22 protein-coding genes are annotated in these 26,047 nt (G+C 66.4%); 12 read left to right on the top strand and 10 right to left on the bottom strand.

Going from position 1 to position 26,047, the window contains the following annotated elements; translation table 11 throughout:
- Positions 1 to 27: 27 nt before the first annotated feature.
- From M3O59_RS13505 to M3O59_RS13520, 4 genes are all read right to left on the bottom strand, one after another.
- Entirely contained in the window at positions 28 to 1,098 is a 1,071-nt protein-coding gene (locus M3O59_RS13505) for a GGDEF domain-containing protein (protein ID WP_116905398.1), read from the bottom strand.
- A gap of 276 nt (positions 1,099 to 1,374) precedes the next feature.
- Positions 1,375 to 2,097: a pseudouridine synthase gene (locus M3O59_RS13510; RefSeq protein WP_064630566.1), complete on the bottom strand. Its 723-nt coding sequence runs from the start codon at positions 2,095 to 2,097 to the stop codon at positions 1,375 to 1,377.
- 141 nt (positions 2,098 to 2,238) lie between these two features.
- Positions 2,239 to 4,647 carry a putative bifunctional diguanylate cyclase/phosphodiesterase gene (locus M3O59_RS13515; RefSeq protein WP_147308461.1) on the bottom strand — a complete coding sequence of 803 codons (2,409 nt, stop codon included), beginning with the start codon at positions 4,645 to 4,647 and terminating at the stop codon, positions 2,239 to 2,241.
- Between the two features lie 264 nt (positions 4,648 to 4,911).
- Positions 4,912 to 6,840 (bottom strand): DEAD/DEAH box helicase, encoded by a 1,929-nt coding sequence (locus tag M3O59_RS13520; protein ID WP_064630568.1) that lies wholly within the window; start codon positions 6,838 to 6,840, stop codon positions 4,912 to 4,914.
- Positions 6,841 to 7,012: 172 nt separating this feature from the next.
- On the opposite strand from M3O59_RS13520, the gene M3O59_RS13525 reads away from it, so the two are divergent.
- From M3O59_RS13525 to M3O59_RS13540, 4 genes are read left to right on the top strand one after another with little or no spacing between them, the layout of a single operon-like run.
- Positions 7,013 to 7,510 (top strand): sigma-70 family RNA polymerase sigma factor, encoded by a 498-nt coding sequence (locus M3O59_RS13525; protein WP_116905399.1) that lies wholly within the window; start codon positions 7,013 to 7,015, stop codon positions 7,508 to 7,510.
- Positions 7,511 to 7,539: 29 nt separating this feature from the next.
- Positions 7,540 to 8,196, top strand: a complete 657-nt coding sequence (locus M3O59_RS13530; protein ID WP_116905452.1) for a hypothetical protein — start codon at positions 7,540 to 7,542, stop codon at positions 8,194 to 8,196.
- Positions 8,197 to 8,232: 36 nt separating this feature from the next.
- Positions 8,233 to 8,475, top strand: a complete 243-nt coding sequence (locus M3O59_RS13535) for an RNA-binding S4 domain-containing protein (RefSeq protein ID WP_116905400.1) — start codon at positions 8,233 to 8,235, stop codon at positions 8,473 to 8,475.
- Positions 8,472 to 8,792: a hypothetical protein gene (locus M3O59_RS13540; RefSeq protein WP_116905401.1), complete on the top strand. Its 321-nt coding sequence runs from the start codon at positions 8,472 to 8,474 to the stop codon at positions 8,790 to 8,792. The genes M3O59_RS13535 and M3O59_RS13540 overlap by 4 nt, the downstream gene beginning before the upstream one ends.
- Before the next feature lie 26 nt (positions 8,793 to 8,818).
- Here M3O59_RS13540 and M3O59_RS13545 read toward each other — a convergent pair whose 3' ends face one another.
- From M3O59_RS13545 to M3O59_RS13560, 4 genes are all read right to left on the bottom strand, one after another.
- A complete protein-coding gene (locus M3O59_RS13545) occupies positions 8,819 to 9,220 on the bottom strand; it encodes an MAPEG family protein (RefSeq protein ID WP_116905402.1) in 402 nt (133 codons plus the stop codon).
- 25 nt (positions 9,221 to 9,245) lie between these two features.
- Entirely contained in the window at positions 9,246 to 9,797 is a 552-nt protein-coding gene (locus M3O59_RS13550) for a DUF4019 domain-containing protein (RefSeq protein ID WP_116905403.1), read from the bottom strand.
- Positions 9,798 to 9,970: 173 nt separating this feature from the next.
- Entirely contained in the window at positions 9,971 to 10,225 is a 255-nt protein-coding gene (locus M3O59_RS13555; RefSeq protein WP_064630581.1) for a hypothetical protein, read from the bottom strand.
- Between the two features lie 76 nt (positions 10,226 to 10,301).
- Positions 10,302 to 11,561: a COG3904 family protein gene (locus tag M3O59_RS13560; RefSeq protein ID WP_116905404.1), complete on the bottom strand. Its 1,260-nt coding sequence runs from the start codon at positions 11,559 to 11,561 to the stop codon at positions 10,302 to 10,304.
- A gap of 267 nt (positions 11,562 to 11,828) precedes the next feature.
- Here M3O59_RS13560 and M3O59_RS13565 point away from each other — a divergent pair, with 267 nt between their 5' ends.
- From M3O59_RS13565 to M3O59_RS13580, 4 genes are all read left to right on the top strand, one after another.
- Positions 11,829 to 13,292: a DNA-3-methyladenine glycosylase 2 gene (locus tag M3O59_RS13565; RefSeq protein WP_116905405.1), complete on the top strand. Its 1,464-nt coding sequence runs from the start codon at positions 11,829 to 11,831 to the stop codon at positions 13,290 to 13,292.
- Positions 13,289 to 13,834 carry a methylated-DNA--[protein]-cysteine S-methyltransferase gene (locus tag M3O59_RS13570; protein WP_116905406.1) on the top strand — a complete coding sequence of 182 codons (546 nt, stop codon included), beginning with the start codon at positions 13,289 to 13,291 and terminating at the stop codon, positions 13,832 to 13,834. Before M3O59_RS13565 ends, M3O59_RS13570 begins: the two co-directional genes overlap by 4 nt.
- Before the next feature lie 36 nt (positions 13,835 to 13,870).
- Entirely contained in the window at positions 13,871 to 15,187 is a 1,317-nt protein-coding gene (locus M3O59_RS13575; protein ID WP_116905407.1) for an alkaline phosphatase family protein, read from the top strand.
- Between the two features lie 134 nt (positions 15,188 to 15,321).
- Complete coding sequence (locus M3O59_RS13580) at positions 15,322 to 16,710, top strand: chloride channel protein (protein WP_147308462.1); 1,389 nt, start codon at positions 15,322 to 15,324, stop codon at positions 16,708 to 16,710.
- A gap of 102 nt (positions 16,711 to 16,812) precedes the next feature.
- Here M3O59_RS13580 and M3O59_RS13585 read toward each other — a convergent pair whose 3' ends face one another.
- Both M3O59_RS13585 and M3O59_RS13590 read right to left on the bottom strand, forming a co-directional pair.
- Positions 16,813 to 16,995, bottom strand: coding sequence for a 30S ribosomal protein THX (locus M3O59_RS13585; RefSeq protein ID WP_008571876.1), 183 nt, complete (start codon positions 16,993 to 16,995; stop codon positions 16,813 to 16,815).
- Between the two features lie 301 nt (positions 16,996 to 17,296).
- The gene (locus M3O59_RS13590; RefSeq protein ID WP_064630591.1) at positions 17,297 to 17,707 is read right to left on the bottom strand and encodes a MerC domain-containing protein; all 411 of its coding nucleotides are present in this window, start codon (positions 17,705 to 17,707) and stop codon (positions 17,297 to 17,299) included.
- 163 nt (positions 17,708 to 17,870) lie between these two features.
- On the opposite strand from M3O59_RS13590, the gene M3O59_RS13595 reads away from it, so the two are divergent.
- The 4 genes from M3O59_RS13595 (at position 17,871) to M3O59_RS13610 (ending at position 25,984) form a co-directional block, all read left to right on the top strand.
- A complete protein-coding gene (locus M3O59_RS13595; RefSeq protein WP_116905408.1) occupies positions 17,871 to 19,937 on the top strand; it encodes a TonB-dependent receptor in 2,067 nt (688 codons plus the stop codon).
- Positions 19,938 to 20,327: 390 nt separating this feature from the next.
- A complete protein-coding gene (locus M3O59_RS13600) occupies positions 20,328 to 22,709 on the top strand; it encodes a TonB-dependent receptor (protein WP_116905409.1) in 2,382 nt (793 codons plus the stop codon).
- An 877-nt stretch (positions 22,710 to 23,586) separates the two neighbouring features.
- The gene (locus M3O59_RS13605; RefSeq protein ID WP_181920496.1) at positions 23,587 to 25,368 is read left to right on the top strand and encodes a S8 family peptidase; all 1,782 of its coding nucleotides are present in this window, start codon (positions 23,587 to 23,589) and stop codon (positions 25,366 to 25,368) included.
- Position 25,369: 1 nt separating this feature from the next.
- Positions 25,370 to 25,984, top strand: coding sequence for a hypothetical protein (locus tag M3O59_RS13610; RefSeq protein WP_116905411.1), 615 nt, complete (start codon positions 25,370 to 25,372; stop codon positions 25,982 to 25,984).
- Positions 25,985 to 26,047 lie beyond the last annotated feature (63 nt).

Consider the following 26,047-nt stretch of genomic DNA (forward strand, 5'->3'; position numbering starts at 1 on the left):
TGCACGGCGCACCCAACACACGCCGATCTACTCCAGCGCCACCACCTGATCGCGCCCGCCACGCTTGGCCGCATACAAGGCCTGGTCGGCGCGCTTGATCACCGCTTCCACGCTCTCCTGCGGATGCAGCGTTGCCACGCCGATGCTCACCGTCACCGGCAGCGCGATGGTCATCACCGCAACGCTCTGGCGCAGGTACTCGCACTGCACGCGCGCCTGCAGCAGATCCGCATCGGGAAGCAGCAGCACGAATTCTTCGCCGCCATAGCGGGCGATGGTGCCGGCACCGGCCACATGCGCACGCAACAACGTGGACAGTTCGCGCAGCACCACATCGCCCTGGTCGTGCCCGTGCACATCGTTGACGGTCTTGAAATGGTCCACGTCCAGCAACGCGACCGATAACGGCTGCCCCGCCGCGCGCGTCTGCTCGGTGGCCGCCGCCAGTGCCACTGCAAACGCGCGCCGGTTGGGCAGGCCGGTCAGCGGGTCGGTGCGGGTCTGTTCGACCAGATCGGCGTTCAACGCGTCCATCGCCGCGTAATAGCCGGCCATCTGTTGCTCGTACCAATCGCGCTCGTGCAATTGCTGGCGCAGCTGTTTGCCGGCCAGCCGCAGCTCCAGCAAGTGCGAGGCCTGCCGCGACAATGCCTGCAGGGCTTCGCGCTGGTCCTCGCGCAGATGCGCCGGGGTCTGGTCGAACACACACAGCGAACCCAGCGCCATGCCCTGGCTGCTCACCAGCGGCGCGCCGGCGTAGAAGCGCACCCCGGCACTGCCGACCACCATCGGGTTGTCGTGAAAGCGCGGGTCCAGCAAGGTGTCGTCCACCATCAGCACTTCGTCGGGGCGCAGGATCGCGTGCGCACAGAACGAGATATCGCGTGGCGCCTCGCTGCGCGGCGCCCCGTGCGCAGACTTGAACCACTGCCGGTCTTCGTCCACCAATACCACTGCCGCCATCTGCGTCTCGCACAGCGTGGACGCGATCATGGTCAGGTCGTCGAATGCGCGTTCGGCTGGCGAATCCAGCACCGCGTACTGACGCAACGCGGCGAGCCGTTCGGCCTCGTTGCTCGGCAATTCCGGTTTGATCACTGCCCGCCCCCGCTGGCTGTTATCGGTGAAAGTATGCCGGAGCCCACAAAGCGCCACTACCGGGAGGCGCCCCACGCCGCATGCCTGCGTGCGCACCGTTCAGGCCGGCGTCGGCTCTGTTGAAGTGGCCTGTCACTCCGCGATCCACCGCCCGGCGAGCAGTCGCCACGCAGGTGCGGGCAACGCAGAAACACGGCGATACCGCAATGCCACCTGCCGATTCCGAACACCGGCTACGCCCACCGCGCGACAGCGCGGGCGGCCCGTCAAAGCTGTTTACCAGTCGGTGCGTTGCGGCAGCAGGCCGCGCAGTTCCGCATCGCTGAGGTTGCGCCACTGCCCCGGCTTGAGCGCGGCCAGTTTGATGTTGTCGATGCGCACCCGGCGCAGTTGCGTCACCCGGTAGCCGAACTCGGCGGCCATCAGGCGGATCTGCCGGTTCAAGCCCTGCTCCAGCACGATGCGGAAGCCGAATTTTGCGATGCGGGCAGTGCGGCACGGCAGCGTGGTCTCGTTGTGGATGCGCACGCCGCGCGCCATGCCGCGCAGGAATTCGTCGGTGACCGGCTTGTTGACCGCCACCAGATATTCTTTTTGATGGCGGTTTTCCGCGCGCAGGATCTCGTTGACGATGTTGCCGTTGCTGGTCATCAGGATCAGCCCTTCGGACTCCTTGTCGAGCCGGCCGACCGGAAAGATGCGTTGCTCGTGACCGACGAATTCGACGATGTTGCCCTTGACCGAACTTTCGGTGGTGCAGGTGATGCCCACCGGCTTGTTGAGCGCAATGTAGACATGCTTGCGGCCACCGAGCTTCTTGGCCTCGCGCGTGCGCAGCGGCTGGCCGTCCACCAGCACGGTGTCTTCTTCGCCCACCACTGCGCCAGTGCCGGCGGGCACGCCATTGACGGTCACCCGCCGTTCGCCGATCAGGCGGTCGGCCTCGCGGCGTGAGCAGAAGCCGGTTTCGGCGATGTATTTGTTGAGTCGAGTCGTCATCTGCCAATTATCGGCGATTTAGCGCAGGCCGTGCGCCATGCCAGTTGCCGAGGCCGGCAAGTGGCATGGCGCACGGCCTGCCATCTGCGCGTACACGCGGCATCCGCCTGGCGCTGCGCGTGCCCGTTTGCCGATGCGCTCTTACCCAGACACCGCCACCAGCGCTTGCGGCATGTGGATGAGGTCTTCCAGCGGGCACGGACGGTGCAGGCTGAAGCCCTGCACCTGGCCCACGCCGGCGTCGCGCAGCCCGGGGATATCGGCTTCCGATTCCACACCTTCGGCCACCACTTCGATGCCCAGCGCCAGCCCCACCTGGGCGATCGAATGCACTGCCGCGCGATCCACCGCATCGTGCGCGTAATTGCGCACGAAGCCGCAGTCGATCTTCAACACGTCCACGGTGAACTGCTTGAGATAGCCGAACGAGGCCAGGCCACTGCCGAAATCGTCCAGCGCCACATGGCAGCCGCGCGCGCGCACGCTCTGCACGAAGCGCTGCGCGTGTTCCAGATCGCTGATGACCGCAGTCTCGGTGATCTCCATGCACAGCTTCGGCACCAGCGCCGGGTAGCGCTCGAACAACGTGCAGACGAAATCGAGAAAATCCGCTTGCGCGATCGATTGCGCAGACAGATTGACGTGGCACAGATCCAGCGTCGCGACATGGATCGGGTTGGCCGACAACTGCGCGCATAACGATTCCAGCACATATGCATCGACCATGCGCCCCAAGCCGTAACGCTCCACCGCCGGCAGGAATTCGCCCGGGCTCAGCACCCGCCCGTCGCGTGCGCGCATGCGGACCAACACCTCGTATTGCAGCCGCCCAGGGTCGCTCAGCACCTGAATCTTCTGTGCGTACAGCAGCAAGCGTTGTTCGGCGATGGCCTGCTGCACCGCGCTGATCCAGCCACCGTCGTGGCGGCGCTGCGCCAGCGCCAGATCGTTTTCGTTGAAGCAGCGAATACGGTTGCGCCCCTCTTCCTTGGCTGCATGGCAGGCCAGATCGGCGGCAGTCATCAACGCGTTGACGTCGCTGGCGCCCGCGCGCACTTCCACCACGCCAAAACTGCAACTCGGCGTCAACGGCCGCCCACCCTGATGGCTCCACGGTTGCCCAAGCACGCCGTGCATGCGCTCCAACAAGGCTTGCGCCTGCACCAGATCGGTATTGGCCAACAGGATGGCGAACTCGTCGCCGCCCAGGCGCCCCAACCAATCGCCGGGCCGCAACTGCATGGTGATCACATCGGCGAAATGGCACAGGAATTTATCGCCGACCGCATGCCCGAAGGTGTCGTTGACCAGCTTGAAATGATCCAGATCGACAAAGCACAGCGCGTGGCACACCTGCGGCGATAGCGGCAGCTCGATCAGACGCAGCAGCCGGCGTTCGATTTCGTGGCGGTTGATCAACCCGGTCAGCGCATCGTGACGCGCGTGGAAGGCCACTTCGCCGGCCAGCTCGTGCGCGTGCGAGACATCTTCGATCACCGCCAGCACCAGGGTCGGTTCTTCCGGCCCCGGCTCCACCAGCGAGGCGCTCCAGCGCCCCCACATCACCCCGCCGTCGGCACGCAGGAAGCGCAGCTCGCCGGACTGCAGCAACTTGGGCCAATCGATCATGCCGCGGCTGTCCAGCGCGATGTCGTCCGGATGCATCACCTCGGCCAGCGTGCAGGCCTGCAGCTCTTCCGGCCGGTAATGCAGGATGTTGGCCATCGATGCGTTCGCGTCGAGCACATGGCCGCGCAGATCGAACTTGACCATGCCCAGCGCCGCCTGCTGAAACGCGGTGCGGAAGCGGCCCTCGTGCGACAGCAGGTAATCGCGGATGCGCCGCATCGCCAGCACGCAGGTGGTCAACACCAGCAGCAAGGTCGCCAGGCTGCAGACCACCATCACATCGTGCAGCAGCCGCGCGCAGCGGGTCAGCTGCACCAGGAATTCGGCCGCGTTGCGGCGCATGCGGCCGTCCAGCAGATGCAGTTCGTCGCGCAGTGCCTGCAGCGCGCGCGGGTCGGGCCGGCTGGTGGCCTGCACCGAGGCGGCACGGTCGGCCAGGGCGCTCAGCTGCAGGATGCCGGCGTCGGTGTGCTTCCACAGCGCGATGGCGTCGCCGAGATACGGAAACTGCTGGCCATAGCGATACAGCCGCACCATTTGCGGCACGTCCTGATGGGCATTGCGGCCAGCGGCCAGACCGGCGTAGACCGCGTCCCAGTCGATCACCGGTTGTTCGATGGCCACGCGCGCCGCGCGGTCGCCCAGCGGCACTTCCAGCGCGCGGCAAGCCGCCTGCAGGTCGGCCGGATCGCCGCTACCGAGATAGCGCTCCATCCAGTACACCGATTCCTGCTGGGCGTTGGACCAATGGCTTTGCCCGACGATCCAGGCGGTCGCACCGGACTGGATTTCGATCACCAGCGCCGACACCACCGCCATGCACACGGCGATACCGATCAAGAGCGCCAGAGGAAGCGTGAGCCAGCCACGCACCATGTGCATGGTCTTCCCACTGCCCTTGCCGCGTGCTGCCTGCGCCATCGCCATCCGTCCTTCGCCGCCCCAGTGCGATTCAGGCGCCCACTGGGTGCCTGAAGGCAGTAGCGGCCGCAACGGCCCGGTCTGTATGGCAGTGCACGCTTGGCGGGCTGCGGGTCAGGTTAGCGACGCTGGCTGAAACAGCCTGATCGCCCGCTGGGCGAGGTGCCCGAGCGCTTTAACGGCCCAGCTATGCATCTAAGTGCATAGCGATACTAGGCATCGACGCCGCCTGCTGGCTGCTGCCGCAGGCGACGCCAGCCGTGCTTACTCGCCGCGCGGCTTGGGCGGACCCTTGCGGTGCGGTGCGCCGGCACGGTCCATCGGACGGCCGGGGCCGTTCGGGCGACCGGACGGCTTGCCGCCACGCGGGAAGCGCGGCTTGGACGGCGACGCGGCCGCTTCGCCCTCTTCCAGCTTGCGCATGTTGAGCTGCTGCCCGGACACCCAGACCTTCTTCAGGTGGGTCAGCAGTTCGCGCGGCATGTCGGCCGGCAGATCCAGAATCGAATAATCGTCCTGGATGTCGATACGCCCGATATAGCGGCTTTCCAGCCCGGCTTCGTTGGCAATCGCGCCGACGATGTTGGCCGGCTTCACACCGTGGGTGTGGCCCACTTCGATGCGGTAGCTCTCCATGCCGAACTCCGGCTCGCCACGCGGGGCAACCGGGTCGCGACGCGGACGCTCGCCGCCGGCATCGTCGCCACGCGGCGGACGCGCAGCGCGCTCGCCGTCGGCACGCGGGCCGCGCTCGAACTTGGGCTCGAAACGCGGGCGCTCGCCACGCTCACCGCGGTCATGACGGTCGCCGCGGTCGGCACGCTCGTTGCGCTGCGGGGTGAATTCCTCGCGCGCGCCACGTACCGGCGGGGTCAGCAGAAACGGCGAATCGCCCTGCAGCAGCTTGGCCAGGGCAGCGGCGATCTCGATCGCCGGCACGTTGTTTTCGGTCTCGTAGCGCTGCAGCAGATCGCGGTACATCTCGGTCTGGCCGCCGGCAAGGGTCTCGGTGATGCGGGTCATGAAACGCGCCACGCGGGTGTCGTTGACCGCATCCACGCTGGGCAGCTGCATCTCTTCGATCGGCTGGCGGGTGGCGCGTTCGATCGAGCGCAGCATGCCCTTTTCGCGCGGGGTCACGAACAGGATGGCGTCGCCATTGCGGCCGGCACGGCCGGTGCGGCCGATGCGGTGCACATAGCTTTCGGTGTCGTACGGGATGTCGTAGTTCAGCACGTGGCTGACGCGCTCCACGTCCAGGCCGCGTGCGGCCACGTCGGTGGCGACCAGGATGTCCAGCTTGCCGTCCTTGAGCTGGGCGATGGTCTTCTCACGTGCCGCCTGCTGCATGTCGCCGTTGATGGCGGCCGCGGCCAGACCGCGTGCCTGCAGCTTTTGCGCCAGTTCTTCGGTACCGGCCTTGGTGCGCGCGAAGATGATCATGCCGTCGAACGGCTCGACCTCGAGAATGCGGGTCAACGCGTCCAGCTTGTGCAGCCCGCTCACCCACCAGTAGCGCTGGCGGATGTTGGCCGAGGTGGTGGTCTTGGCCGCGATGGTGACTTCGGCCGGGTCCTTCAGATAGGTCTGAGCGATGCGGCGGATGGCCGGCGGCATGGTGGCCGAGAACAACGCCACCTGGCGCTTTTCCGGCAGCTTCTTCAGCACCGCTTCGACGTCGTCGATGAAGCCCATGCGCAGCATTTCGTCGGCTTCGTCCAGCACCAGCGTCTTGAGCTGGGACAGGTCCAGGGTGCCGCGGTCCAGGTGATCGATCACGCGGCCGGGGGTGCCGACCACCACATGCACGCCGCGCTTGAGCGCGCTCAGCTGCTGTGCGTACGGCTGGCCGCCGTACACCGGCAGCACGCGGAAGCCGGGAATGGCTTCGGCATATTTCTGGAATGCCTCGGCAACCTGGATGGCCAGCTCGCGGGTCGGCGCCAGCACCAGCGCCTGCGGCTTGAGCTGATTCAGGTCGGCGTTGGACAACACCGGCAGTGCGAACGCGGCGGTCTTACCGGTACCGGTCTGCGCCTGGCCGAGCACGTCGCGGCCGGACAGCAGCGCGGGAATGGTGGCAGCCTGGATCGGCGACGGGGACTCGTAGCCGACGTTGGCGACGGCCTTCATCACAGCGTCCGAGAGGCCGAGGTCTGCAAACAGCAGCGGCGCGGGAGATTCTTGGGTCATTGGTAACTCCGGAAGCGCCGCACGGAGCCGGCAGGCGCAAAGCTGCATAGTGTGCCTCCTCAGGCCCCCTGCTGTCGAAATTTTCGTGACAGTCCATTCAGATTGTGAGGAATTGCCCGCCAGCGCGAATGATCCTGCCGTGCCGATCCCCTCACCCGCCCCGGACGGAGCCATGCCCCTGGACACAGACCTGCACACGCGCTTCAGCAGCTTGCTGCAGCAACACCGCGGCATCGTCCTGAAGGTAGGGGCCAGCTATTGCCACGACCGCAACGACCGCGACGAACTGGCGCAGGAAATCGCCAGGCAACTGTGGCGCGCATTTCCCAGCTACGACCGGAGCCGGCGGTTTTCCACCTGGATGTACCGCATTGCGTTGAACGTGGCGATCAGCGATCTGCGCGGCCGCCGCACCTTTGGCGAGCCGATCGCATTGGACGCTGGTGTCGAGCGCATCGCCGACCCACTGGCGCACGACCCCGAGCGCGCGCAGCAGGTGGACGCGCTGCATGCCTTCATCGCGCAGCTGCCGCCGCTGGACCGCGCGCTGTTGCTGCTCTATCTGGACCAGCACAGCTACCGCGATATCGGCGAGGTGCTCGGCATCAGCGAAACCAACGTCGCCACCAACCTCAGCCGCCTGAAAGCCCGCATGCGCGCCGAACGTTGACCCACAGCGATCCGCAACCGGAGCGCGACATGGAACTGGATGACATCGCCCTCGCCTGGCGGTCGCTGGAACAACGCCTGGAGCAACAGACCGCGCTCACCGGCCAATTGCTGGGCGACATGCGCGGCCACGCAGCGCGTAGGCAACTGCGCCCGTTATGGCTGAGCCAGTCGGCGCAGTTGCTGTGCGCCATCGCGCTGAGCGGTGTGACTGCCCACAGCTGGCTCACGTTGGCGGATCAGGCGGCAGCCATCGCCGGAGGAGTGCTGTTGCACGTGTGGTGTGTTGCGCTGGCGATCTCTGCGGCCCGTCAACTGTGGCTGTTGTCGCAACTGGATTTCGCCGGGCCGCTGCTGCAGACACAGCGCGCGCTTGCACAGTTGCGGCGCTGGCGTACGCGTGTCGCGCCATGGCTGGGCGTGGCGTTCTGGGTGGTGTGGGTGGCAGTGGCGGATGCTGCGTGGCGCGCGCTCACCGGCCTGTCGCTGCCGCACGCCTGGTTGCTGGGCAATGGGCTGCTCGGCGTGCTCGGCGTGCTCGGGGGCCTCGCGACCTGGCTGGGCTATCGGCGGCTGCAGCACAACGGCCACCCCTGGCTGGAACGTATCGACACCGCACATGCCGGCCGCAGCGTCGCCCGCGCCGAAACCCTGCTGGAACAGATCGCGCGTTTCCAGCGCGAGTAGGCGGATAATCGCCGCTTCCCTGCCACCGAGCACAGCATGCAATCCCTGGAATTCGACCTGGACGGCGACTACATCGAACTCAACCAGTTGCTCAAGCTGGCCGGCATTGCCGACAGCGGTGGCCAGGGCAAGGCGATCGTGGCCAGCGGCGCGGTCAGCGTCGATGGCATGCAGGAATTGCGCAAGACCGCCAAGATCCGCCCCGGTCAGTTGGTGCAGCTGGACGATGTGGAAATTCGCGTACTGGCGCTTGATCCCGATGCCGAGCCCGGCGAATGAAGGTGATGGAAATCAGCCAGCGCAACAACGCGCCTTCGGCAGACGATCCCAAGCACGACGTCTATGTCTTTTCGATCGCGATCGATTCTGAAAAACCCTTCTGGCTGGAGCAATCCATCCACGGCGGCCATGCCGAGCGTGGCGGCTGCACCATGCTGGCCTTGCACGAGCTGGAAGGCTGGCCTGGCGGCTGGCGCGCGGATGTCACCAAGGCCGGTTGCGCGTGGGTGATTCCGATTCTGGAACAGGCCATGCGCAGCGACGATGCGCAGGCGGCAATCGATGCGATCCTGGCGCGGGTGCAAGCACCAGGTTGAGCCTCATCGCTGGCAGCGATACTGCATCACACGCCCAACAGTGCGCGCACCAGTTTGACGATGCCCCAGAACGACACCACCCAGATGGCGCTGCGCAGGTACGGGATTCCCGCCGCATACACCGGCACATAGGCCACCCGCGCCCACAGATACAACTGCACGGCGAGCGCTGTGTCGGCACTGGTGCGCCCCGCCACGCTTACCGCCAGTACCGCGGCCGCGAAGATCGGAAAGGTTTCCAGATAATTGCGGAATGCGCGGTCCAGCCGTGCCGCGACGCCGGTGAGCGGCTTGGTATCGCCATCGCGCGCGCTGGCGTTCCACTTGGTGCCGCGTTGAGCGGTCATGCCGGCCGAGGCGGCCAGTAATTGCACCAGCCCGAGCACCATCGCCCAGCCCAGCATTTGCAGTTCGATGCTCAGTTGCATGCGTCTCTCCCGGTCGATGAAAACATCACTTCAGCGCCGCGCGCAGGCTGTACCCGGCCAACCGCCAGGTCTTGTCTTCGTCCAGACGGAACGACACCAGCTCGCGCACCGGCTGCTGCGCCTTGGCGAAGCGGGTCGGGAAGCTGACGTTGACGTACAGGCCTTCGGGCACCTGTGCGCCGGGGCCATATTTCACCCGCGTCACCGAGCCCTGCCCGCGCCCGACCACCGAACCCAGCCGGCTGCGTTCGGCGCCGATCTGGCTGACGAAGGCGTCGCGCTTGACGGCCGCCTTGGCCACGCTGGATGCGCCATCCCATAACGAGGCGATCTGGTTGCCATCCACCATCTGTGCCACCCGCAACGCGGCCTGGGTCATTTCGCTGTTCTGCTTGGTCAGCTGCGCCTGCTGCGCGGCGCTGAGTGCCGGTTGCGCTGACGGGGTTCCTGGCGCTGCCGCTGCCGCTGCCGGCTGCGCCGCAGCCGGGCTGGCCGCGCGGTTGCCGGGCTGCGGTTGTTGGGCGAACGCCAGCGCTGGAGCCAGTGCCAACGCGATAACCAGACGGGAACGAAACATGGGACAAGGACCTTGTACGGATCGGACGGAAGGAGGTGGACTGCACACACTGCGGTGCGCAGCGCAGTCTAGGGCGCGCCCTGTGCAACACAAGCACCGGCGGACGTACCACCGGCTGATCTCGAACCAAGGCAGCGCCAACCTGGGGGAGACACAATCGTTTCAAGCCGCTCCTAGACCTCGCCGCCAGGAGCCGGTGGTACAGCCGCCACGCCGCGTGGCCGCCACAGACGCCAGCTGACCCAGAACGCGCGCGCAATCGCGGCAATCAGCGCCACCAGGCTCAGCCACATCGCCAGCGTCGCCGGCCATTGTTCGTGCATGGCGGCAGCGGCCAGACGCAGCAACTCGGCCACACCAAACCCCACCAGCACCAGTACGGCGGACGGCAGGTATGCCAACACAATACCTTTGGTCTTCCCTCGCATACGCCCCCCGGCTCGGTTGTGATGCAGCGACGATAGGCAGCGCGCAGTGCGATACGCGTGAAGCCCGTCGCTGCGCTCAACCTTCGGGGTGCGTCGCCGCTCGCGGGTCGGCCTGGGCGGCATCCTGCGCTGGCGCAGAGTCCGGCTCGGGCGTGGGCGCGACAGTGCCTGCGGCACCGCTCTGCGCCTCGCGGGTCTGCCCTTGGTCGCCCTGCACCTGGCCGGTTTGTGCCTGGCCGTTTTCCGCCGCACCGGCTTGCGCCTCGCCCGCCGGGCTGGCCGGCAGCGCAGCGGCATCGGTTTCGGCCAGCGGGCTTTCTTCCGGGCAGGCCGCATCCGGAAACCCAAAGCGCTGCTTCAAGGAAAGGCCGCAGGCATTGACTGCGTCCAGATCGGCACCCTCGCCCTTGCACGTTTGATCGAAGGCGACCAGAAACGCATCCTTGCGCCGCACGAACGCATCGCCGCACTTGCGCATCTGGCGGATCCGCTCCAGATCGTCCTGCACGGCGTTGGTGCCATCCAGCCCGTATTTGCGCAGCTCGTCCATGGTGAGCAGGCGCAGGCTGCGGTTGGGCACGGTCATCATCAGATCGGCCACCGCCACCGCCACACCGTTGCGCTCCAGATAATCCTTGACGTTGCCGTAGACCTCGCGCAGCTCGCGATTGAGCTCGGCGCGCGAGGTGGCCTTGGAGCTGATCCGCATCATGCGGTGGATGCCGACCTTGCCGGCGACCAGGCGGTTGTCGCCGGCCGCCAGCACGAACACGCAGGCGCTGTGACACACCGAGCCTTCGCGCACCCAGATGGTCCAGTTGGATTCGCCGATGGCGTCGCCGGCGCGGATCGCCGCCTCCACCTGCCCGCCGCTGGAATCCAGGTCCAGGATGCGGTGCGGCAACTTCCATTGCTCGGCCACCGAAGCCAGCCGCCACACCAGCGCGGCGAAGCCGGCGTTGATCTTGCCGGCATAGCGCACCCGCATCAGCCCGGTCTCGCGGCACGGCGCCAGCGCCGCTTCCACACTGGCCCGGTCCAACGCCGGCAGCAGCGTGCCGTCGCCGGCTTCGTGGCTGTAATCGGTCGCGCAACTGATCCAGGCCTGGCCCGATTCCAGCGCCGCCTGTGGCCATCCCGCCTCGCCGGCCTGCGCGCGCGGGCGCGGCGGCGGCGCCACCGGCGCGGGCGTATCCACCGACACCATATGGTCGCCATCGTCGGCCTGCGCGCCGCCGTTCTGCTGCGCCGTTGCGGCATCGGCGGAGGTGCTGGTGCGATCGCACGCCGCCAGCAGAAGCAGACACGCAAGGGACAGGCAAAGCGGTTTCAACATCGGGCGCGGACCATCGAGAGCGTGAGCGGGTTCCCAGTCTAGGGTGGACGCGCATCGTGCCCCGAACCTGACCTTAACCTGGCAGCTCTCAGGCCAGCCCCCAGTGCACCGGCGCTGCGCAGCATCCGCGGCGCATCATGCTCCAGCTCGGGCAACGCTAGATTGCCAACTCGCGCTTTGCGCTTCAGCCGGGCAGGCGGATAACGTGGCCGCAACCCTGTCCGAAAACGGCCAGCCGGTGCCATGGCAAGCGCATAGACTGGCGCCATGCAAACCGCCACGCCCGACCGAACCCAATGCGACCGTGCCCGCCTGGCGCGCGATGCACGCTTCGACGGGCTGTTTTTCACCGCTGTGCGCAGCACCGGCATTTATTGCCGCCCGGTGTGTCCGGCGCCACCGCCCAAGCCAGCCAACGTCAGTTACTACCCCACCGCGGCGGCGGCCAGCGCGGCCGGCTACCGGCCATGCCTGCGCTGCCGGCCGGAGCTGTCGCCGCAGGCGCAGCGGCATCTGGGCGAAGAGAGCGTGCAGCGTGCGCTGGCGATGATTGCCGACGGCGCGCTGCAGGAGCAGCCGGTGCAGATGCTGGCCGATGCGGTGGGTTTGAGCGCGCGACAATTGCAGCGTCAGTTCGTGCAGCAGCTGGGTGCCACGCCGATCCAGGTGCACGGCACGCACAGGCTGCTGCTGGCCAAGCAACTGCTCACCGAAACCGCCTTGCCGGTCACCGAGGTCGCGCTCGCGGCCGGCTTCAACAGCCTGCGCCGCTTCAATGCCGCATTCTTGCAGGGCTGCGGCATGCCGCCGTCGGCACTGCGCAAGCAACATGCCGACGTGCCGGGCGGCGAGCTGACGCTGCGCCTGGGCTATCGCCCGCCGCTGGATCTGCAGGCGATGCTGGCATTTCTGCAGCGGCGTGCGATTCCGGGCATCGAGCAGGTCGATACCGGCAGCTACCGACGCGTGATCGGCGCGCCGGGCAATGCCAGCGTGATCGAGGTCAGTGCGGCGCCGCAGCGTGCGGAACTGCTGCTGCGCATCGGCGCCACCGACCCGCGGCAGATTCCGCAGATCGTGCGGCGCGTGCGCCGGCTGTTTGATCTGGATGCGGACCTGCAGGGCGTGCACGCCACGCTTGCGCCGGAACCGCTGCTGGCCGAGGCGATCGCGCGCCGACCGGGCCTGCGCGTGCCCGGTGGCTGGGACGGCTTTGAAGTGGCGGTGCGTGCGGTGCTGGGCCAGCAGATCAGCGTGGCTGGGGCAGCGACGCTGGCGGCGCGGCTGGTCGACCGCCACGGCGGCCAGCATGCCGACATGCCACCCGGCCTGGACCGCAGTTTCCCCACACCCGAACAGTTGGCAGATGCGCCGCTGGAACAGCTCGGGCTGCCGCGTGCGCGCGCCGCCACGCTGCGTGCGCTGGCATCGGCCTGCGCGCAGGGTCGGCTGCACTTCGGTGCCGGGCAGCGCCTGCCGGACTTCATCGCTGCCTGCACCGCGCTACCCGGAATCGGTCCGTGGACCGCGCAGTACGTGGCCATGCGCGCGTTGTCGCATCCGGATGCGTTTCCGGCCGGCGATTTGATCCTGCAGCAGGTGCTCGGCGCCCCGGAGCGTTTGAGCGAACGCGCCACCGAAGCGCGCTCGCAGGCGTGGCGACCGTGGCGCGCCTACGCCGTGCTGCACCTGTGGCATCTGGCCAACGACCGCAAGGACACCCGCGCATGAGCACATTGCACTACGACACCTTCCCCTCGCCGATCGGCGCGCTCAGCGTGGCCGCCAACGACAGCGGCGTGCACCACATCCTGTTCGCGCAGAACCGCTACGACGCCATCGGCCGTGCGCGCTGGTTGCATGACCCCGATGCACCGCTAGTGCGCGAGGCACGCGAACAGCTGCTCGATTACCTGCATGGCGGGCGACGCAGTTTCGATCTGCCGTTGGCGCCAACCGGCACGCCGTTCCAGCTCAGCGTCTGGCGCACGTTGGCGCAGATTCCGTTCGGGCAGACCTGGAGCTACGTGCAACTTGCGCAGGCGGTGGGGAAGCCGGCCGCCAGCCGCGCGGTGGGTGCTGCCAACGGGCGCAATCCGCTGCCGATCGTGCTGCCCTGCCATCGCGTGATCGGTGCCAATGGTGCGCTGACCGGCTTCGGCGGCGGCCTGCCGAACAAGCAGGCGTTGTTGCAGCTGGAAGGCTGGGCGCCGCGTAACGCCGCGCGCGGCGAGGACCTGTTCGCCGCCGCGTCGGTACTACGCAGTGGCTGACTTCGCGACGTCATCGCTGCACCGTAAACTGGGGGCATGATCGAGCGACGTTTTGCAGTTGCCGCAGCGGCGCTTGCCCTGCTTGCGGCCTGTAGCAGCCAGCCCTCTTCGCGTAGCGCACCCACGGCGTGGCCGACTGCATCTGCATCGGCATCGGCATCGGCGAAGACCGTATCCGCCGGCACGCCGCACACCCTGCTGCTGATCTCCATCGACGGCCTGCGCGCCGACATGCTCGATCGCGGCATCACACCCAACCTGTCGCAACTTGCGCGTGAAGGCGTGCGTGCGCGCTGGATGACGCCGTCGTACCCGTCGCTGACGTTTCCCAATCACTACACCCTGGTCACCGGTTTGCGCCCGGACCACCACGGCATCGTGCACAACAGCATGCGCGACCCGGCGCTGGGCAGCTTCTGGCTGAGCAAACCCGAGGCGGTGGGCGATGCGCGCTGGTGGGGCGGCGAGCCGGTGTGGGTGGGCGTGGAAAAGGCCGGGCAGCATGCCGCGACCTGGTCGTGGCCGGGCAGCGAGGCAGCGATTGCAGGCGTGCGCCCCACACGCTGGCGCCATTACGAAGAACACACCGGGATGGACGCGCGCGTGGACGAGGTGCGTGGCTGGCTCGCTGCATCCGGTGCCGCGCGCAATCGCCTGGTCACGCTGTACTTCGAACACGTGGACGAAGCCGGCCACGATCACGGCCCGCAATCGCGCGAGTACGCCGACAGCGTGCGCGCGGTGGATGCGGCCATCGGCCGGCTGCTGGACGGCATGCAGCGCGATGGCACGCGTGGGCGCACCAACATCATCGTGGTCTCCGACCACGGCATGGCCGAGGTTGCCCCGGGGCACGCGATCAGCGTGGAAGCGATGGCACCGCCGCAGATCGCCGGCGCCGTCACCGACGGCCAGGTGATCGGCTTCGCGCCGATGCCCGGGCAACAGGCCGCTGCCGAGGCCAGCTTGCTCGGCAAGCACGCGCACTACGAGTGCTGGCGCAAAGCGCAGCTGCCGGCGCGCTGGCATTACGGCAGCCATCCGCGCATTCCCGCCATCGTCTGTCAGATGCACGAAGGCTGGGATGCGCTGTTTCCCGACAAGCTCGCCAAACGCGCGCAGCAGGGCATGCGCGGTTCGCATGGCTTCGATCCAGCGCTGCCGTCGATGCGGGCGGTGTTCCTGGCGCAAGGCCCGGACCTGGCGCAGGGCAAGACACTGCCGGGCTTCGACAATGTGGATGTCTACGCACTGATGACCCGGCTGCTGGGTATCCCGGCCGCGCCCAATGATGGCAACCCGGCCACCTTGCTGCCGGCCTTGCGCGTGCCGCCGGCCGCCGGCACCGAGTAGCTGCGGCAGGCAGCGTCAACGAGGCTGCCGCGCATGCATGCGCTTGTCAGTGTCAGTGTCGGTACCGATCCTGCCCGTACAAGGACGCTGTCGCGCGTCGCCGCCATGCATCTGATGCTGATAACGAGGCGGGAATGTGGCGCGCTGCAGACCCGCTTGCCGCCAGGCAATGCGACAATGGCGCAATGTCCGGTTCCAATTCCACGCCGCGTCGCCTGCGGCCGCTGTTGTCAAGCGAAGGCTGGCGTCGTCGCGCTGCACTGTGGGGCGGCGCGATTGCGGTAGCCCTGGTGGCGATCGTGTTCGCCAAGGCCAGCGACGCGGCGTTCCACCTGTTCCAACGCATTACCGCGCACTCGATCTGGTGGGCGTTGCTGCTGACGCCGGGCATTTTCGCGCTGCTCGCCTGGCTCACCTCCGGTGCGCTGCGGCCCACGCGCGGCAGCGGCATCCCGCAGGTGATCGCCGCGCTGGAACACCCGGACCCGGCGTTTCGTGACAACAACCTTTCGCTGGGCGTGTCGGTCGGCAAACTCGCGCTGACCACCTTGTCGCTGCTGGGCGGCGCATCGGTCGGGCGCGAAGGCCCTACCGTGCATGTCGGCGCCAGCCTGATGCATGTGTTCGGGCGTTGGTTCGGTTTTCACGATCCGCGCGAGCTCTCGCACTTTCTGCTCGCCGGCGGCGCTGCCGGCATCGCCGCAGCGTTCAACACGCCGCTGGCAGGCGTGGTGTTTGCGATCGAGGAATTGAGCGGGCGCTTCGAGCACCGCTTCTCCGGCACCCTGCTCACCGCGGTGATCGTTGGCGGCGTGGTGTCGCTGGGCCTGCTGGGCAACTACACCTATTTTGGCAAGGTGGCAGTGGCCTTGCCGCTGGGCCAGGCGTGGCTGGCAATCGCCTTGTGCGGCAGCGTGGCCGGGCTGCTCGGCGGCGTGTTCGCGCGGCTGGTGCTGGCCAGCGTCAGCGGTAAGCCCCGCTGGTTGGGTGCGCTGCGCCAACGGCATCCGGTGCTGCTGGCCGCGTTGTGCGGCGTCGCGCTGGTCGGGCTGGCGCTGGCGTTCGGGCAAGGTGCGTTCGGCACCGGCTACGAGCAGGCGCGCAGCCTGGTGCAGGGGCATGCGGTGGTCGGCCACGAGTTCGGCCTGATGAAGCTCATCGCCAATCTGGTCTCGTATCTGGCCGGCATTCCCGGCGGCTTGTTCTCACCGGCGCTGGCAGTGGGTGCCGGGATCGGCCACAACCTGTCGGTCCTGATGCCCAGCGTGGACCCGCGCACCTTCGTGCTGCTGGGCATGTGCGCCTATCTCACCGGCGTGACCCAGGCGCCGCTGACCTCGGCGGTGATCTCGCTGGAACTCACCGACACCAGCCAGATGCTGCTGCCGATCCTGGCCACCGTGCTGATTGCGCGCGCAGTGTCCGGGCTGGTGTGCAAGACGCCAATCTACCGCGGCCTGGCCGAGCAGTTGCTGGCACCCGCGGCGGCCAGCCAGCCCGCGGCTGCGGAAACAGCGCGCTAGCAACACGCCGCCAGCACCAACGCGCCTGCGTTTGCGCTGATGCCGGACATAAAAAAACGCGGCGCAAGCGCCGCGTTCTGGTGTCGCGAAGCGGGCTGAGGATCAGCCGGCCTTGGCGACGGTCTTCTTGGCGACAGCCTTCTTGGCCGGGGCCTTGACCACGCCCTTCTTGGCAACCGGGGCAGCTGCACCCACCACAACCTTGCTCACCGCGTGCGAACGCGAATTGCCGTAGCTGGCGTTATAGCGCTTGCCCTTGGCGGTCTTACGGTCACCCTTACCCATTTCGTCGACTCCTGAATGTGAATACAAATTCCCGTGCTGGCACGGGTCTGGCGAGATTTGCACCGGCGGTGCCCTCGCGCAAGGCCGACAAGCCTACCACGACGGCCCCGGCCAGCGTAGCCGGGCTGCGCCGCCCGCCTTGCGGAGCCGATCGACGACAGATCAACGCATGCGCTGGCGAGCTGTCGTCAGGTGGGCGTGGATGACGCCGAGGAACCGGCGGCGACACGTGGCCACATGCCGATTCCCGCCGGCGTCCGCGGCCCGTCTGGCGGCTACGCGCCAGTGTTATCAGCTGTCCTCAGTGCGCACAGCTGGCATCGTGCACATGCCCGTGATTCAGGCGCAGGTTGACCAGGTGCGCGATGCCGACCAGGGCGCCGCCCAGCGTCATCACCACCGCATGCGGCACCACCGAGTGGTGCAACGGGTCGTACAACAGGCCCAGCCATAGCAGTGCCAGGCCTGGCAACAGCAGGGCAAGCGCATGCAGCGCCTTGTGCCGGCGATAGCCCAGTACCAGGCTGAGCAGGCCCAGCAACGTCACGAACACCACGATGGCCAGTTCCACCCTGTCGCCCAGCCAGAACGACAGGCCCAGCGACGGCGCCAGCGCAAGCACCAGCGGCAGCACCGCGCAGTGCACGGCGCACAGCAGCGAACCGGTTGCGCCGAAGCGGTCGAGAAGATGGCGAAGGGTCGGTAGAGGCATGACTTCCAGCAGGTGCTCGCGGCGACGTGGAATAATATAACATCTTCCTTGTTCCAGCCCCGCACCACTGCATCGCGCAGCCGTGCGGGTCTCGCCGCCGGCGCAGCAGGCAAGCTGCGCCCTATCATTGATACAAAGTAACACTTACAGAGTCCGGCCCATCATGCCCCCCAGCCTCGCTTCCTCGTTCCGCCGTTCCACGCTCTCGCTGGCCCTGACCAGCCTGCTGACCCCTGCCCTGGCCATGGCCGACGACGTACCGGCCGCTGCCGATGCGCAGACCCCGCCCAGCTCCGACACCCGCCACGCCGCCAGCCCATCCAGCGGCCGGCACATCAAGGACCTTGACAAGGTGGTGGTCACCGCCAGCCCGCTGCGCGATGCGGCCGGCGACTTGAGCCGCCCGGTGGAAGTGCTGGCCGGCGAGCGTCTGGACGAGGTGCGCAGCTCGAGCCTGGGCGAAACCGTGGCCAGCCTGCCCGGCGTGCAGAGTTCCAATTTCGGCCCCGGCGTGGGCCGGCCGATCATCCGCGGCCTGGACGGCCCGCGCGTGGCGGTGCTGCGCGATGGTCTGTCCACCCAGGACGTCTCCACCGTCAGCCAGGACCATTCGCCGGCGATCGAGCCGTTCCTGGCCAACCAGATCGAAGTGCTGAAGGGTCCGTCGACATTGCTGTACGGCTCCGGCGCCATCGGCGGCGTGGTCAACGTGGTCGACGGGCGCATCGCCGAAACGCCGGTGGACGGCTTCGGCGGGCGTGCCGAAGTGCGCTTCGACGGCGGCGACAAGGACGGCAACACCGACATGTTCCGCGTCGATGCCGGCAATGGCAGCGGGCTGTCGATCCATGCCGATGGCGTGTACCGCAACCAGAACGACTACGACACCCCGCAGGGCCGCCAGGCCAACTCCTGGATCGACTCCAAGGTGGGCTCGATCGGTGCCTCGCTGTCCGGCGATTGGGGCTTTGTCGGCCTGTCGGCATCGCGGTTCCGCGACAACTACGGCAACCCGGGCGAGCCGGGCGATCTATCGATCGGCGAGCGCGGCGTGTCGTTGAAGCTGCAGCAGGACCGCTACGACCTCAAGGGCGGGTTGACCGACCCGTGGGGCGAAGGCAGCGCGTTGCGCTACAGCTTCGGTCACACCGACTACGCGCATACCGAATTTGAAGGCGAGGAAGTCGGCACCGTGTTCACCAAGCGGGCCAACGAAGGCCGTGTGGAAGCCTCGTTGACGTTTGGCGGCGGCTGGCAGACCGCATTCGGCCTGCAGGGCAGCGATACCACCTTCCAGGCGGTGGGCGAGGAATCCTTCGTGCCCAAGACCGATACGCGCTCGCTCGGCGTGTTCGCTGTTGCGCGTAACAGCTGGGAGCGCGTCAGCGCCGAAGTCGGCGCGCGCGTGGACAAGGTCAAGTACCAGACCGACATCGGTGTGGACCGCGATTTCACCCCGACCAGCTTCTCGGCCAGTGGCGCATTCCGCTTCAACGAGCAATGGCGTCTGACTGCCAACCTCGACCACGCCGAACGCGCGCCGGCCGAAGAGGAACTGTTCGCCAATGGCCCGCATATCGCCACCCTCGCCTTCGAGATCGGCGATGCGGACCTGAAGACCGAAAAGGCCAACCAGGCCGAGCTGGGCCTGAACTTCCAGAACGATTGGGTGGATGCCAAGGTGGCGGCGTATTACAACCGCTACAACGACTTCGTCTACATCGTCGATACCGGCGGCCAGTGGTTCAACGAAGAAGACAACGACTTCCTGCCGATCCGCCAGTGGACCCAGGCCGATGCGATCTTCCACGGCTTCGAAGGCGAGGCCACCTTCCACCTGGCCAACAACGACAACGGTGCGTGGGACCTGCGCGTGTTCGGCGACACCGTGCGCGCCCGCCTGAGCGATGGCGGCAACCTGCCGCGTATTGCGCCGGGCCGTTTCGGTGCGCAGTTGCGCTGGAATGCCGAGCAGTGGCGTGCTTCGCTCGGTGCGACCCGCACCATGAAGCAGGACAAGGTGGCAGCGAACGAAACGCCGACCGATGGCTACACCTTCGTCGATGCGCACCTGGCGTACCACGTGGACCGCGGCAGCAACGCGTGGGAAGTGTTCCTGGACGGCAACAACCTGACCAACCAGGACGCGCGCGTGCACACCTCCTTCCTCAAGGACGACGTGATGCTACCTGGCCGCAGCGCGTCGTTCGGCATGCGCTTGTTCTTCTGACAGCGGACTCTCTCCCCCGCTGAATGGAAGCGAGGCCGCCTTCGGGCGGCCTTTTTTATGCGCGGTGTAGACGTACCCGTGCGCGCCGCATTGGCGCTGCCCCACGCAGGCAGTCGCGTCCGTCGCTACCCGCGATAAGCGCGACGCAGGATGTGATCGCCGCCACAGCGCAGGCACGCACTGCGTTGCCAGCAACGACAGACCCAAGCCGTAGCTGCTGCGTCGCACAACAGGCTGTGGCGCATCTGGGGTTAAAACTTCATTGCACTGCGCTGACAGGGGGCGCCAAGCGACGCAACAGCGCGGGCGCGCGCATGCACTGCCTGCCGTTGTGTGCGCGCCACTGCGTGGACGGCAGCGTTCTTGCTTCCAGACCAAGGAACCTTGCGCATGCGTTTTTCCTCACCCCGCTACACCCTCTCGCTGGCCATCGCCGCCGTGCTGCTGGCACCGGATGGCCACACGCAGACCGCCGCGCCCGTCGCGGGCTCCCAGGACGCCACCACGCTGGATGCGGTGATCGTCAGCGGCACCGCGCGCTTCAAGGGCCTTGCCAAGCGCGACGCCAGTTTTTCGATCACCACGGCCAGCCCGGAGCAGATCCAGCAGGCGGTACCGCAAAGCACCGCCGACCTGCTCAAGATCGTGCCCGGCGTGTGGGCCGAACCCAGCGGCGGCGGTACGGGTGCCAACATCTTCGTGCGCGGCATGCCGTCCGAGGGCGATGCGCCGTTCGTGACCATGCAGCTGGATGGCTCGCCATTGTTTCCGCCGCCAACCTTGTCGTTCCTGGAAAATTCCACACTGTTCCGCGTCGACGATACGGTCGAGCGCATGGAAGTGCTGCGCGGCGGCTCCAGCCCGATCTTCTCCAATGGCCAGCCTGGCCTCACCGTCAATTTCATCCAGAAAAAAGGCCAGGACGCGCCGGAAGGCAGCGTGCGCCTGACCGGCGGCAACAACGCGCTGCGCCGCATCGATGTGTTCAACAGCGGGCCAATGGGCAATGGCTGGTACTACAGCGTGGGCGGCTTCTTCCGCGAAACCGACGGCGTGCGCGACCCACAGTTCTCCGCCGACAAGGGTGGCCAATTCAGTGCCACCTTGAGCAAGCGCTGGGACAGCGGCGAGCTGTCGTTCTATGCGCGGCATACCGACGACAACAACGCGTTCTACACCGCCATTCCGTTGCTCTCGCGCAATAACGGCAACGATCTGTCCAGCTTTCCCGGCTTGAATGCGCAGACCGGCACCCTGCTCGGCCGCGACTTCCGTAACGTCGATCTGCTGGTCGGGCCCAATGGCCAGACGCTGCGGCGCGATCTGGCCGACGGGCGTGGCGTCAACATCGATGTGTTCGGCGGCGAATGGAACTGGGAAAGCGGCGGCTGGACCGTTGCCGACCGCTTCAACGTGATGAGCGGCAGTGCGCCGACCTATGCGCTGTTCACCGGCGACGCACCGCAACGCTTGAGCGATTTCATTGCAGGTTACGGCAGCGGCGGTAGCGCCAGCTACACCAATGGCGGCGGTGCGGTGGATGCCAATCAGCAGGTGCTTGAAGCCGGTTGGTGGTCGGTGGACAAACGTTTGAATTCCTTTACCAACGACCTGCGTTTGAGCCGCGAATTGTTTGCCGGCAACACGCTCACCGTGGGCGCGTATTACGCCAAGTATTCGTCTGCCGACACCTGGTACCTGGGCAATACCATGCTGCTCACCGCGCAAAACAACGCACGCCGCATCGATGTGACGTTGGACGACGGCCGCCAGGCCACGCGCCAGGGCTTTACCAGCACCGCGTTCTTGAACCTGCGCGCCAACTACGACGGCGAAAACATCGCTGCCTTCGTTGCCGACGAGTGGGAGCTGAGCGAACGCCTGCGCCTGGATCTGGGGGCGCGCTACGAGCGTCAGAGCGTCACCGGCGATGTGCACGACACCGCCAGCGTGGATCTGGACGGCAATCCGGCCACGTTGTACGACAATGCCACCTCGCTGGCGCTGGCAACCACACGGCGCATCGATCAGGACGATGAAGCGTTTTCGTGGACGGCGGGCTTGAACTTCACGCTCGATCAGAACAACAGCCTGTTTGCGCGGGTCAACTCCGGGGTGAAATTTCCCGGCTTCGACAACCTGCGCGATGGACAGAACCGCGTGCAGGAGGTGGATCAATACGAATTGGGGTTGAAGTCCGGCACCAGCGCGTACGACCTCTATCTCACCGCGTTCTACAACACCTTCAAGAACTCGCCGTTCCAGGCGTTTCTGGCCAATGGCCAGAATTTCACCGCAGTCGGCGATTCGCGCGCGCGCGGCCTGGAAGTGGAAGCTGCGGTGCGACCGTTCGGCGGTTTCGAGCTGGCCGGCACCGGGGTGTGGCTGGATGCGACCTACCGCAACTATCGCGAGTTCACCGACAACCAGGTGATGCGCCAACCCAAGCGGCAGTTCCGCATCACGCCCAGTTATTACTGGATGCTGCCGTTCGGCGATCTCAAGCTGTTTGCCACCTATTCCTACATCGGCGAGCGCTTCGCGGATCTGGCCAACAGCCAGCGCCTGCCTTCCTACGACATGCTGGATATCGGCGCCAACCTGCATGTGGGAGAGCATTGGGAGGTGACCGCCAGCGGCAGCAATGTCACCGACACGCTAGGCCTCACCGAAGGCAATGTGCGCGTACCCGGCGCTGCGACCGGCGGGGTGTTCATGGGCCGGCCGATCGCCGGGCGGCAATACCAGATGTCGGTGGCATACCGCTGGTAGGTCTGTACGCGACTGGCCCGCGCAGCGGCGCAACGCTGCTGCGCGGCGCCTTGCAACAAGCCTCGCGCTGCACTTATCGCGATGCAGCCTGTCTTATGCCAAGCGCCGGCGACAGGCGTTGCAATCCTTGCGCAACGCCGCTGCGCGTGGGCGTGCCCGCTTGTATGCGAGATGTGCAGCCCGGTTATGTGATGACAACCATGTCGCAGTGGTCGCCGATGCGAAGCAGAACGACGCATCGCGATGGGTTATTTCAATCGATGCGAGCGCTCTAGCAAATTTTTCGCCCTTATTTGTACGCAAAACTTCGCATGCAACGCATAAATCTGCATACCATCCATAAATTGCGCGATGTGTCACGCAGATGCCCTACATCGCGTGCCTTGCAGGCAAGGATTGCCCCATCTTTAATCGAGGCGTTGACGCTGCAGATGCATCGCCAACATCGGCTGCGTTCAGACGCACAGGGGAGCCGACGAACCACCTGGCCGCATCCACTCCATCGCCGGACCGATGCGCTGTGTAGCTCTCTTGGGATAAACGGACATGACTCCTGTCGCTGCCGCTGTCGCATTGTCTTTTCTCGCCCCCCTGCCATCGCCACCTTGCGGCGGCAGGCCTGGGGCGCTACCCGCCTGCAGGCGAGGTTGCCTGACGGGTGCTTCCTGACCCGGGCGATCGCGCCGGGTCTTCGACTGCAAATACCTCTTCCGGCTCCAACGGCTCGGGCTTCATAGGCGCGTCCCGAGCCAACGGCGCGGCTGCAACGGCCGATCGTGCGATTGGCCAAACGGAGGACCGTGTCGCTTCGACCGCGCCTACCCTTTGACTGGAATCAAACGGAATGAACTCTTTTCGCAGGCAACCCCTCGCGCTGTTGATCGGTGCCCTCGTGATCGGTAGCAGCCCACTTTCGGCGCTGGCGGCAACACCGCTCACGGCTGTCACCGGCAATCCCAGCAATGCCACTACCGCCACCGCCAAATCCGGCGGCAACGACCCCCTGTATCGCTATCAGTGGCATCTCTCCAACCAGGGCCAGGCCGTGATCGGCGACAGCCGCCCGGTGCCCGGCGTGGACCTGGACGTGGATATCCTGCATGGCTTGAACATCCGCGGCCGCGGCGTGCGGGTCGGCGTGGTGGACGACGGGCTGGAGCTACGCCATGAAGATCTGGCCGACAACATCCTGCCCAACGGCTCGTACAACTTTGGCGATGGCTCCCACGATACGACGCCAGTCGACCCGTACAACGGCCACGGCACTGCGGTGGCCGGCATCATCGGCGCCGTTGGCTGGAACGGCCGTGGCGGACGTGGCGTGGCGCCCGACGTCCTGATGGCAGGATTCGATTTTCTTGCGCGTGCATCGTCCAACTCCGAAGCCAGCGTCCGGTATGCCTGGGGTGACGGCCCGGAGGCGCGCAGTATCGATATCTTCAATAACAGCTGGGGCTCGGTCGGGCCGTTGTATTTCGATTTCCCGGTAGAAGAACAACAGTCCTGGGAAGCATTGATGCGGTCTAGCCGCGGTGGGCGCGGCGCCATCTATGTCAAGTCCGCTGGCAACAGTTTCGCGCGGCTGCGTGCGCGCGATGAAAACGGCAACATCGTCAACCTCTGCAGCGAAGAATCACGTGTATTGAAAGTCGGCTGCGCGCTGACCAACGTCGACCCACGCAGTAATCTTCCTGGCACGATTGTCGTCGCCAGTGTGGATGCCACAGGTCAACGCGCCTCGTATTCGTCTTCAGGCTCTGCGTTGTGGGTCTCCGGTCTTGGCGGCGAATTCGGCCGGCAACGCAAGTTCTATCCCGATGCGGCATCCGTGTTTGCGCCGGACACGGCACCGTACGCCTACGACCCAGCCATCGTCACCACCGACCTCAGCGGCTGCGCGGCAGGCGACAACGTTGACGACTCATCAGTCAACAATGCATTGGACGGCAGCAGGTCGAAGATCGATGCGTCGTGCAACTACAACGGCGTCATGAACGGCACATCGGCCGCTGCGCCCACTGTCTCCGGCGTCGCAGCCTTGATCTTGAGCACCAACCCGAACCTGAGCGCGCGCGACGTCAAATACATCCTGGCCAAGACCGCGCGGCAGATCGATCCGTGGCAGCCTGCTGCGGTGTATCAGGGCAGCGTGATCGACCCGGGCTGGATCACCAATGCGGCCGGCCATCGCTTCAGCAACTGGTACGGATTCGGCCTGGCCGATGGCGCCGCAGCCGTTTACGAGGCACGTTACTTCACGCCGCTGCCTGCGGTGCGCGATACCCAATGGGTAGCATCCACCGTCGCCCCGAGCCAGATCGGCGGCCCCGCGCGACCTGCCAAACAACGCATCCGCATCACCCAGGCAATGAAGGTGGAAGGCGTGCAACTGTCGCTTGCCACATCGCATCGCAACCCGACCAATCTGCGCGTGGTGCTGGAGTCGCCCAGCGGAACGCGCAGCTACGTCCTCACCCCGTTCTCGGCACTGGACCAGGCCGTCTATGCGAGCACCGGGTTTTATATCGACCTCACCTCCAGCAACGCATTTCTCGATGAGCGGGCGCAAGGCGTGTGGACGCTGGAAGTCACCGACGTGACCGATCCGACATCCACCGCGGCGCTGCAATCCTTCAAACTTCGCATCCTGGGGCACTGACATGAAGATCACGCTTGCTGTTTCGGTATTGCTCGCTTCCCTGGCCGCCTGCGGCATGGCACACGCAGAACAGTACATGGATGCCCTTGCGCTCAGCGCGGCTGCGACCGGCGATCGCTTCACCTCCGGGCAGGATAGGTTCCGCATGCTGCCGGGGTCGGTGGTCTCCGATCCACTTCCACCCGGGAATGCGGAGAGCGGCGCAGCGCGCTCTGCAAGAACACAAGGCACCACTGTAATGACTCGGCCCATCGGCAAGATCGCCGCGCGCGTGGGTCCCTACGCGGTGCTGCTGGACACACCAGCCAATGCCGCACGCGGCGTGCGCGCGGCCAGCACGGAGCGGAAGCTTGCCGCGGCCGTGAACGAACGCACCGGCCGCGTGGTGCTGGTGCGGCCCCAACTGAAATTGACCGGCACAACGCCAACCAACGCGACTGCGTTGGCGAGCAGCTCGGGCGGACGCATCGTCTACACCTCGACGGTCGATCACAGCGCCGTCATTGCGTATGCCTCGGTCGAACAGGCGCAACGCGCACTGACGTCTCTCCAAGGCAACACGGGGGCCACGCAGTTCTCGCTGGTGGTCAGCCAGGCAGTCATGCAACCGATGTAGGCATCGTGGCCAGGTCTTCCTGCGGCCACGATGCTCGGCGCATCGCAACGCTTGGAAACTTGC

This window comes from Xanthomonas nasturtii (assembly GCF_023337365.3).
GTDB classification, from domain to species: Bacteria; Pseudomonadota; Gammaproteobacteria; order Xanthomonadales; family Xanthomonadaceae; genus Xanthomonas; species Xanthomonas nasturtii.

What these genes read in the sequence shown, in the direction of transcription:
- M3O59_RS13510 (WP_064630566.1), bottom strand. Translation starts at nt 2,097, where the DNA reads ATGACGACTCGACTCAACAAATACATCGCCGAAACCGGCTTCTGCTCA.
- M3O59_RS13515 (WP_147308461.1), bottom strand. Translation starts at nt 4,647, where the DNA reads ATGGCGCAGGCAGCACGCGGCAAGGGCAGTGGGAAGACCATGCACATG.
- M3O59_RS13520 (WP_064630568.1), bottom strand. Translation starts at nt 6,840, where the DNA reads ATGACCCAAGAATCTCCCGCGCCGCTGCTGTTTGCAGACCTCGGCCTC.
- M3O59_RS13525 (WP_116905399.1), top strand. Translation starts at nt 7,013, where the DNA reads ATGCCCCTGGACACAGACCTGCACACGCGCTTCAGCAGCTTGCTGCAG.
- M3O59_RS13530 (WP_116905452.1), top strand. Translation starts at nt 7,540, where the DNA reads ATGGAACTGGATGACATCGCCCTCGCCTGGCGGTCGCTGGAACAACGC.
- M3O59_RS13535 (WP_116905400.1), top strand. Translation starts at nt 8,233, where the DNA reads ATGCAATCCCTGGAATTCGACCTGGACGGCGACTACATCGAACTCAAC.
- M3O59_RS13540 (WP_116905401.1), top strand. Translation starts at nt 8,472, where the DNA reads ATGAAGGTGATGGAAATCAGCCAGCGCAACAACGCGCCTTCGGCAGAC.
- M3O59_RS13545 (WP_116905402.1), bottom strand. Translation starts at nt 9,220, where the DNA reads ATGCAACTGAGCATCGAACTGCAAATGCTGGGCTGGGCGATGGTGCTC.
- M3O59_RS13550 (WP_116905403.1), bottom strand. Translation starts at nt 9,797, where the DNA reads ATGTTTCGTTCCCGTCTGGTTATCGCGTTGGCACTGGCTCCAGCGCTG.
- M3O59_RS13555 (WP_064630581.1), bottom strand. Translation starts at nt 10,225, where the DNA reads ATGCGAGGGAAGACCAAAGGTATTGTGTTGGCATACCTGCCGTCCGCC.
- M3O59_RS13560 (WP_116905404.1), bottom strand. Translation starts at nt 11,561, where the DNA reads ATGTTGAAACCGCTTTGCCTGTCCCTTGCGTGTCTGCTTCTGCTGGCG.
- M3O59_RS13565 (WP_116905405.1), top strand. Translation starts at nt 11,829, where the DNA reads ATGCAAACCGCCACGCCCGACCGAACCCAATGCGACCGTGCCCGCCTG.
- M3O59_RS13570 (WP_116905406.1), top strand. Translation starts at nt 13,289, where the DNA reads ATGAGCACATTGCACTACGACACCTTCCCCTCGCCGATCGGCGCGCTC.
- M3O59_RS13575 (WP_116905407.1), top strand. Translation starts at nt 13,871, where the DNA reads ATGATCGAGCGACGTTTTGCAGTTGCCGCAGCGGCGCTTGCCCTGCTT.
- M3O59_RS13580 (WP_147308462.1), top strand. Translation starts at nt 15,322, where the DNA reads ATGTGGCGCGCTGCAGACCCGCTTGCCGCCAGGCAATGCGACAATGGC.
- M3O59_RS13585 (WP_008571876.1), bottom strand. Translation starts at nt 16,995, where the DNA reads ATGGGTAAGGGTGACCGTAAGACCGCCAAGGGCAAGCGCTATAACGCC.
- M3O59_RS13590 (WP_064630591.1), bottom strand. Translation starts at nt 17,707, where the DNA reads ATGCCTCTACCGACCCTTCGCCATCTTCTCGACCGCTTCGGCGCAACC.
- M3O59_RS13595 (WP_116905408.1), top strand. Translation starts at nt 17,871, where the DNA reads ATGCCCCCCAGCCTCGCTTCCTCGTTCCGCCGTTCCACGCTCTCGCTG.
- M3O59_RS13600 (WP_116905409.1), top strand. Translation starts at nt 20,328, where the DNA reads ATGCGTTTTTCCTCACCCCGCTACACCCTCTCGCTGGCCATCGCCGCC.
- M3O59_RS13610 (WP_116905411.1), top strand. Translation starts at nt 25,370, where the DNA reads ATGAAGATCACGCTTGCTGTTTCGGTATTGCTCGCTTCCCTGGCCGCC.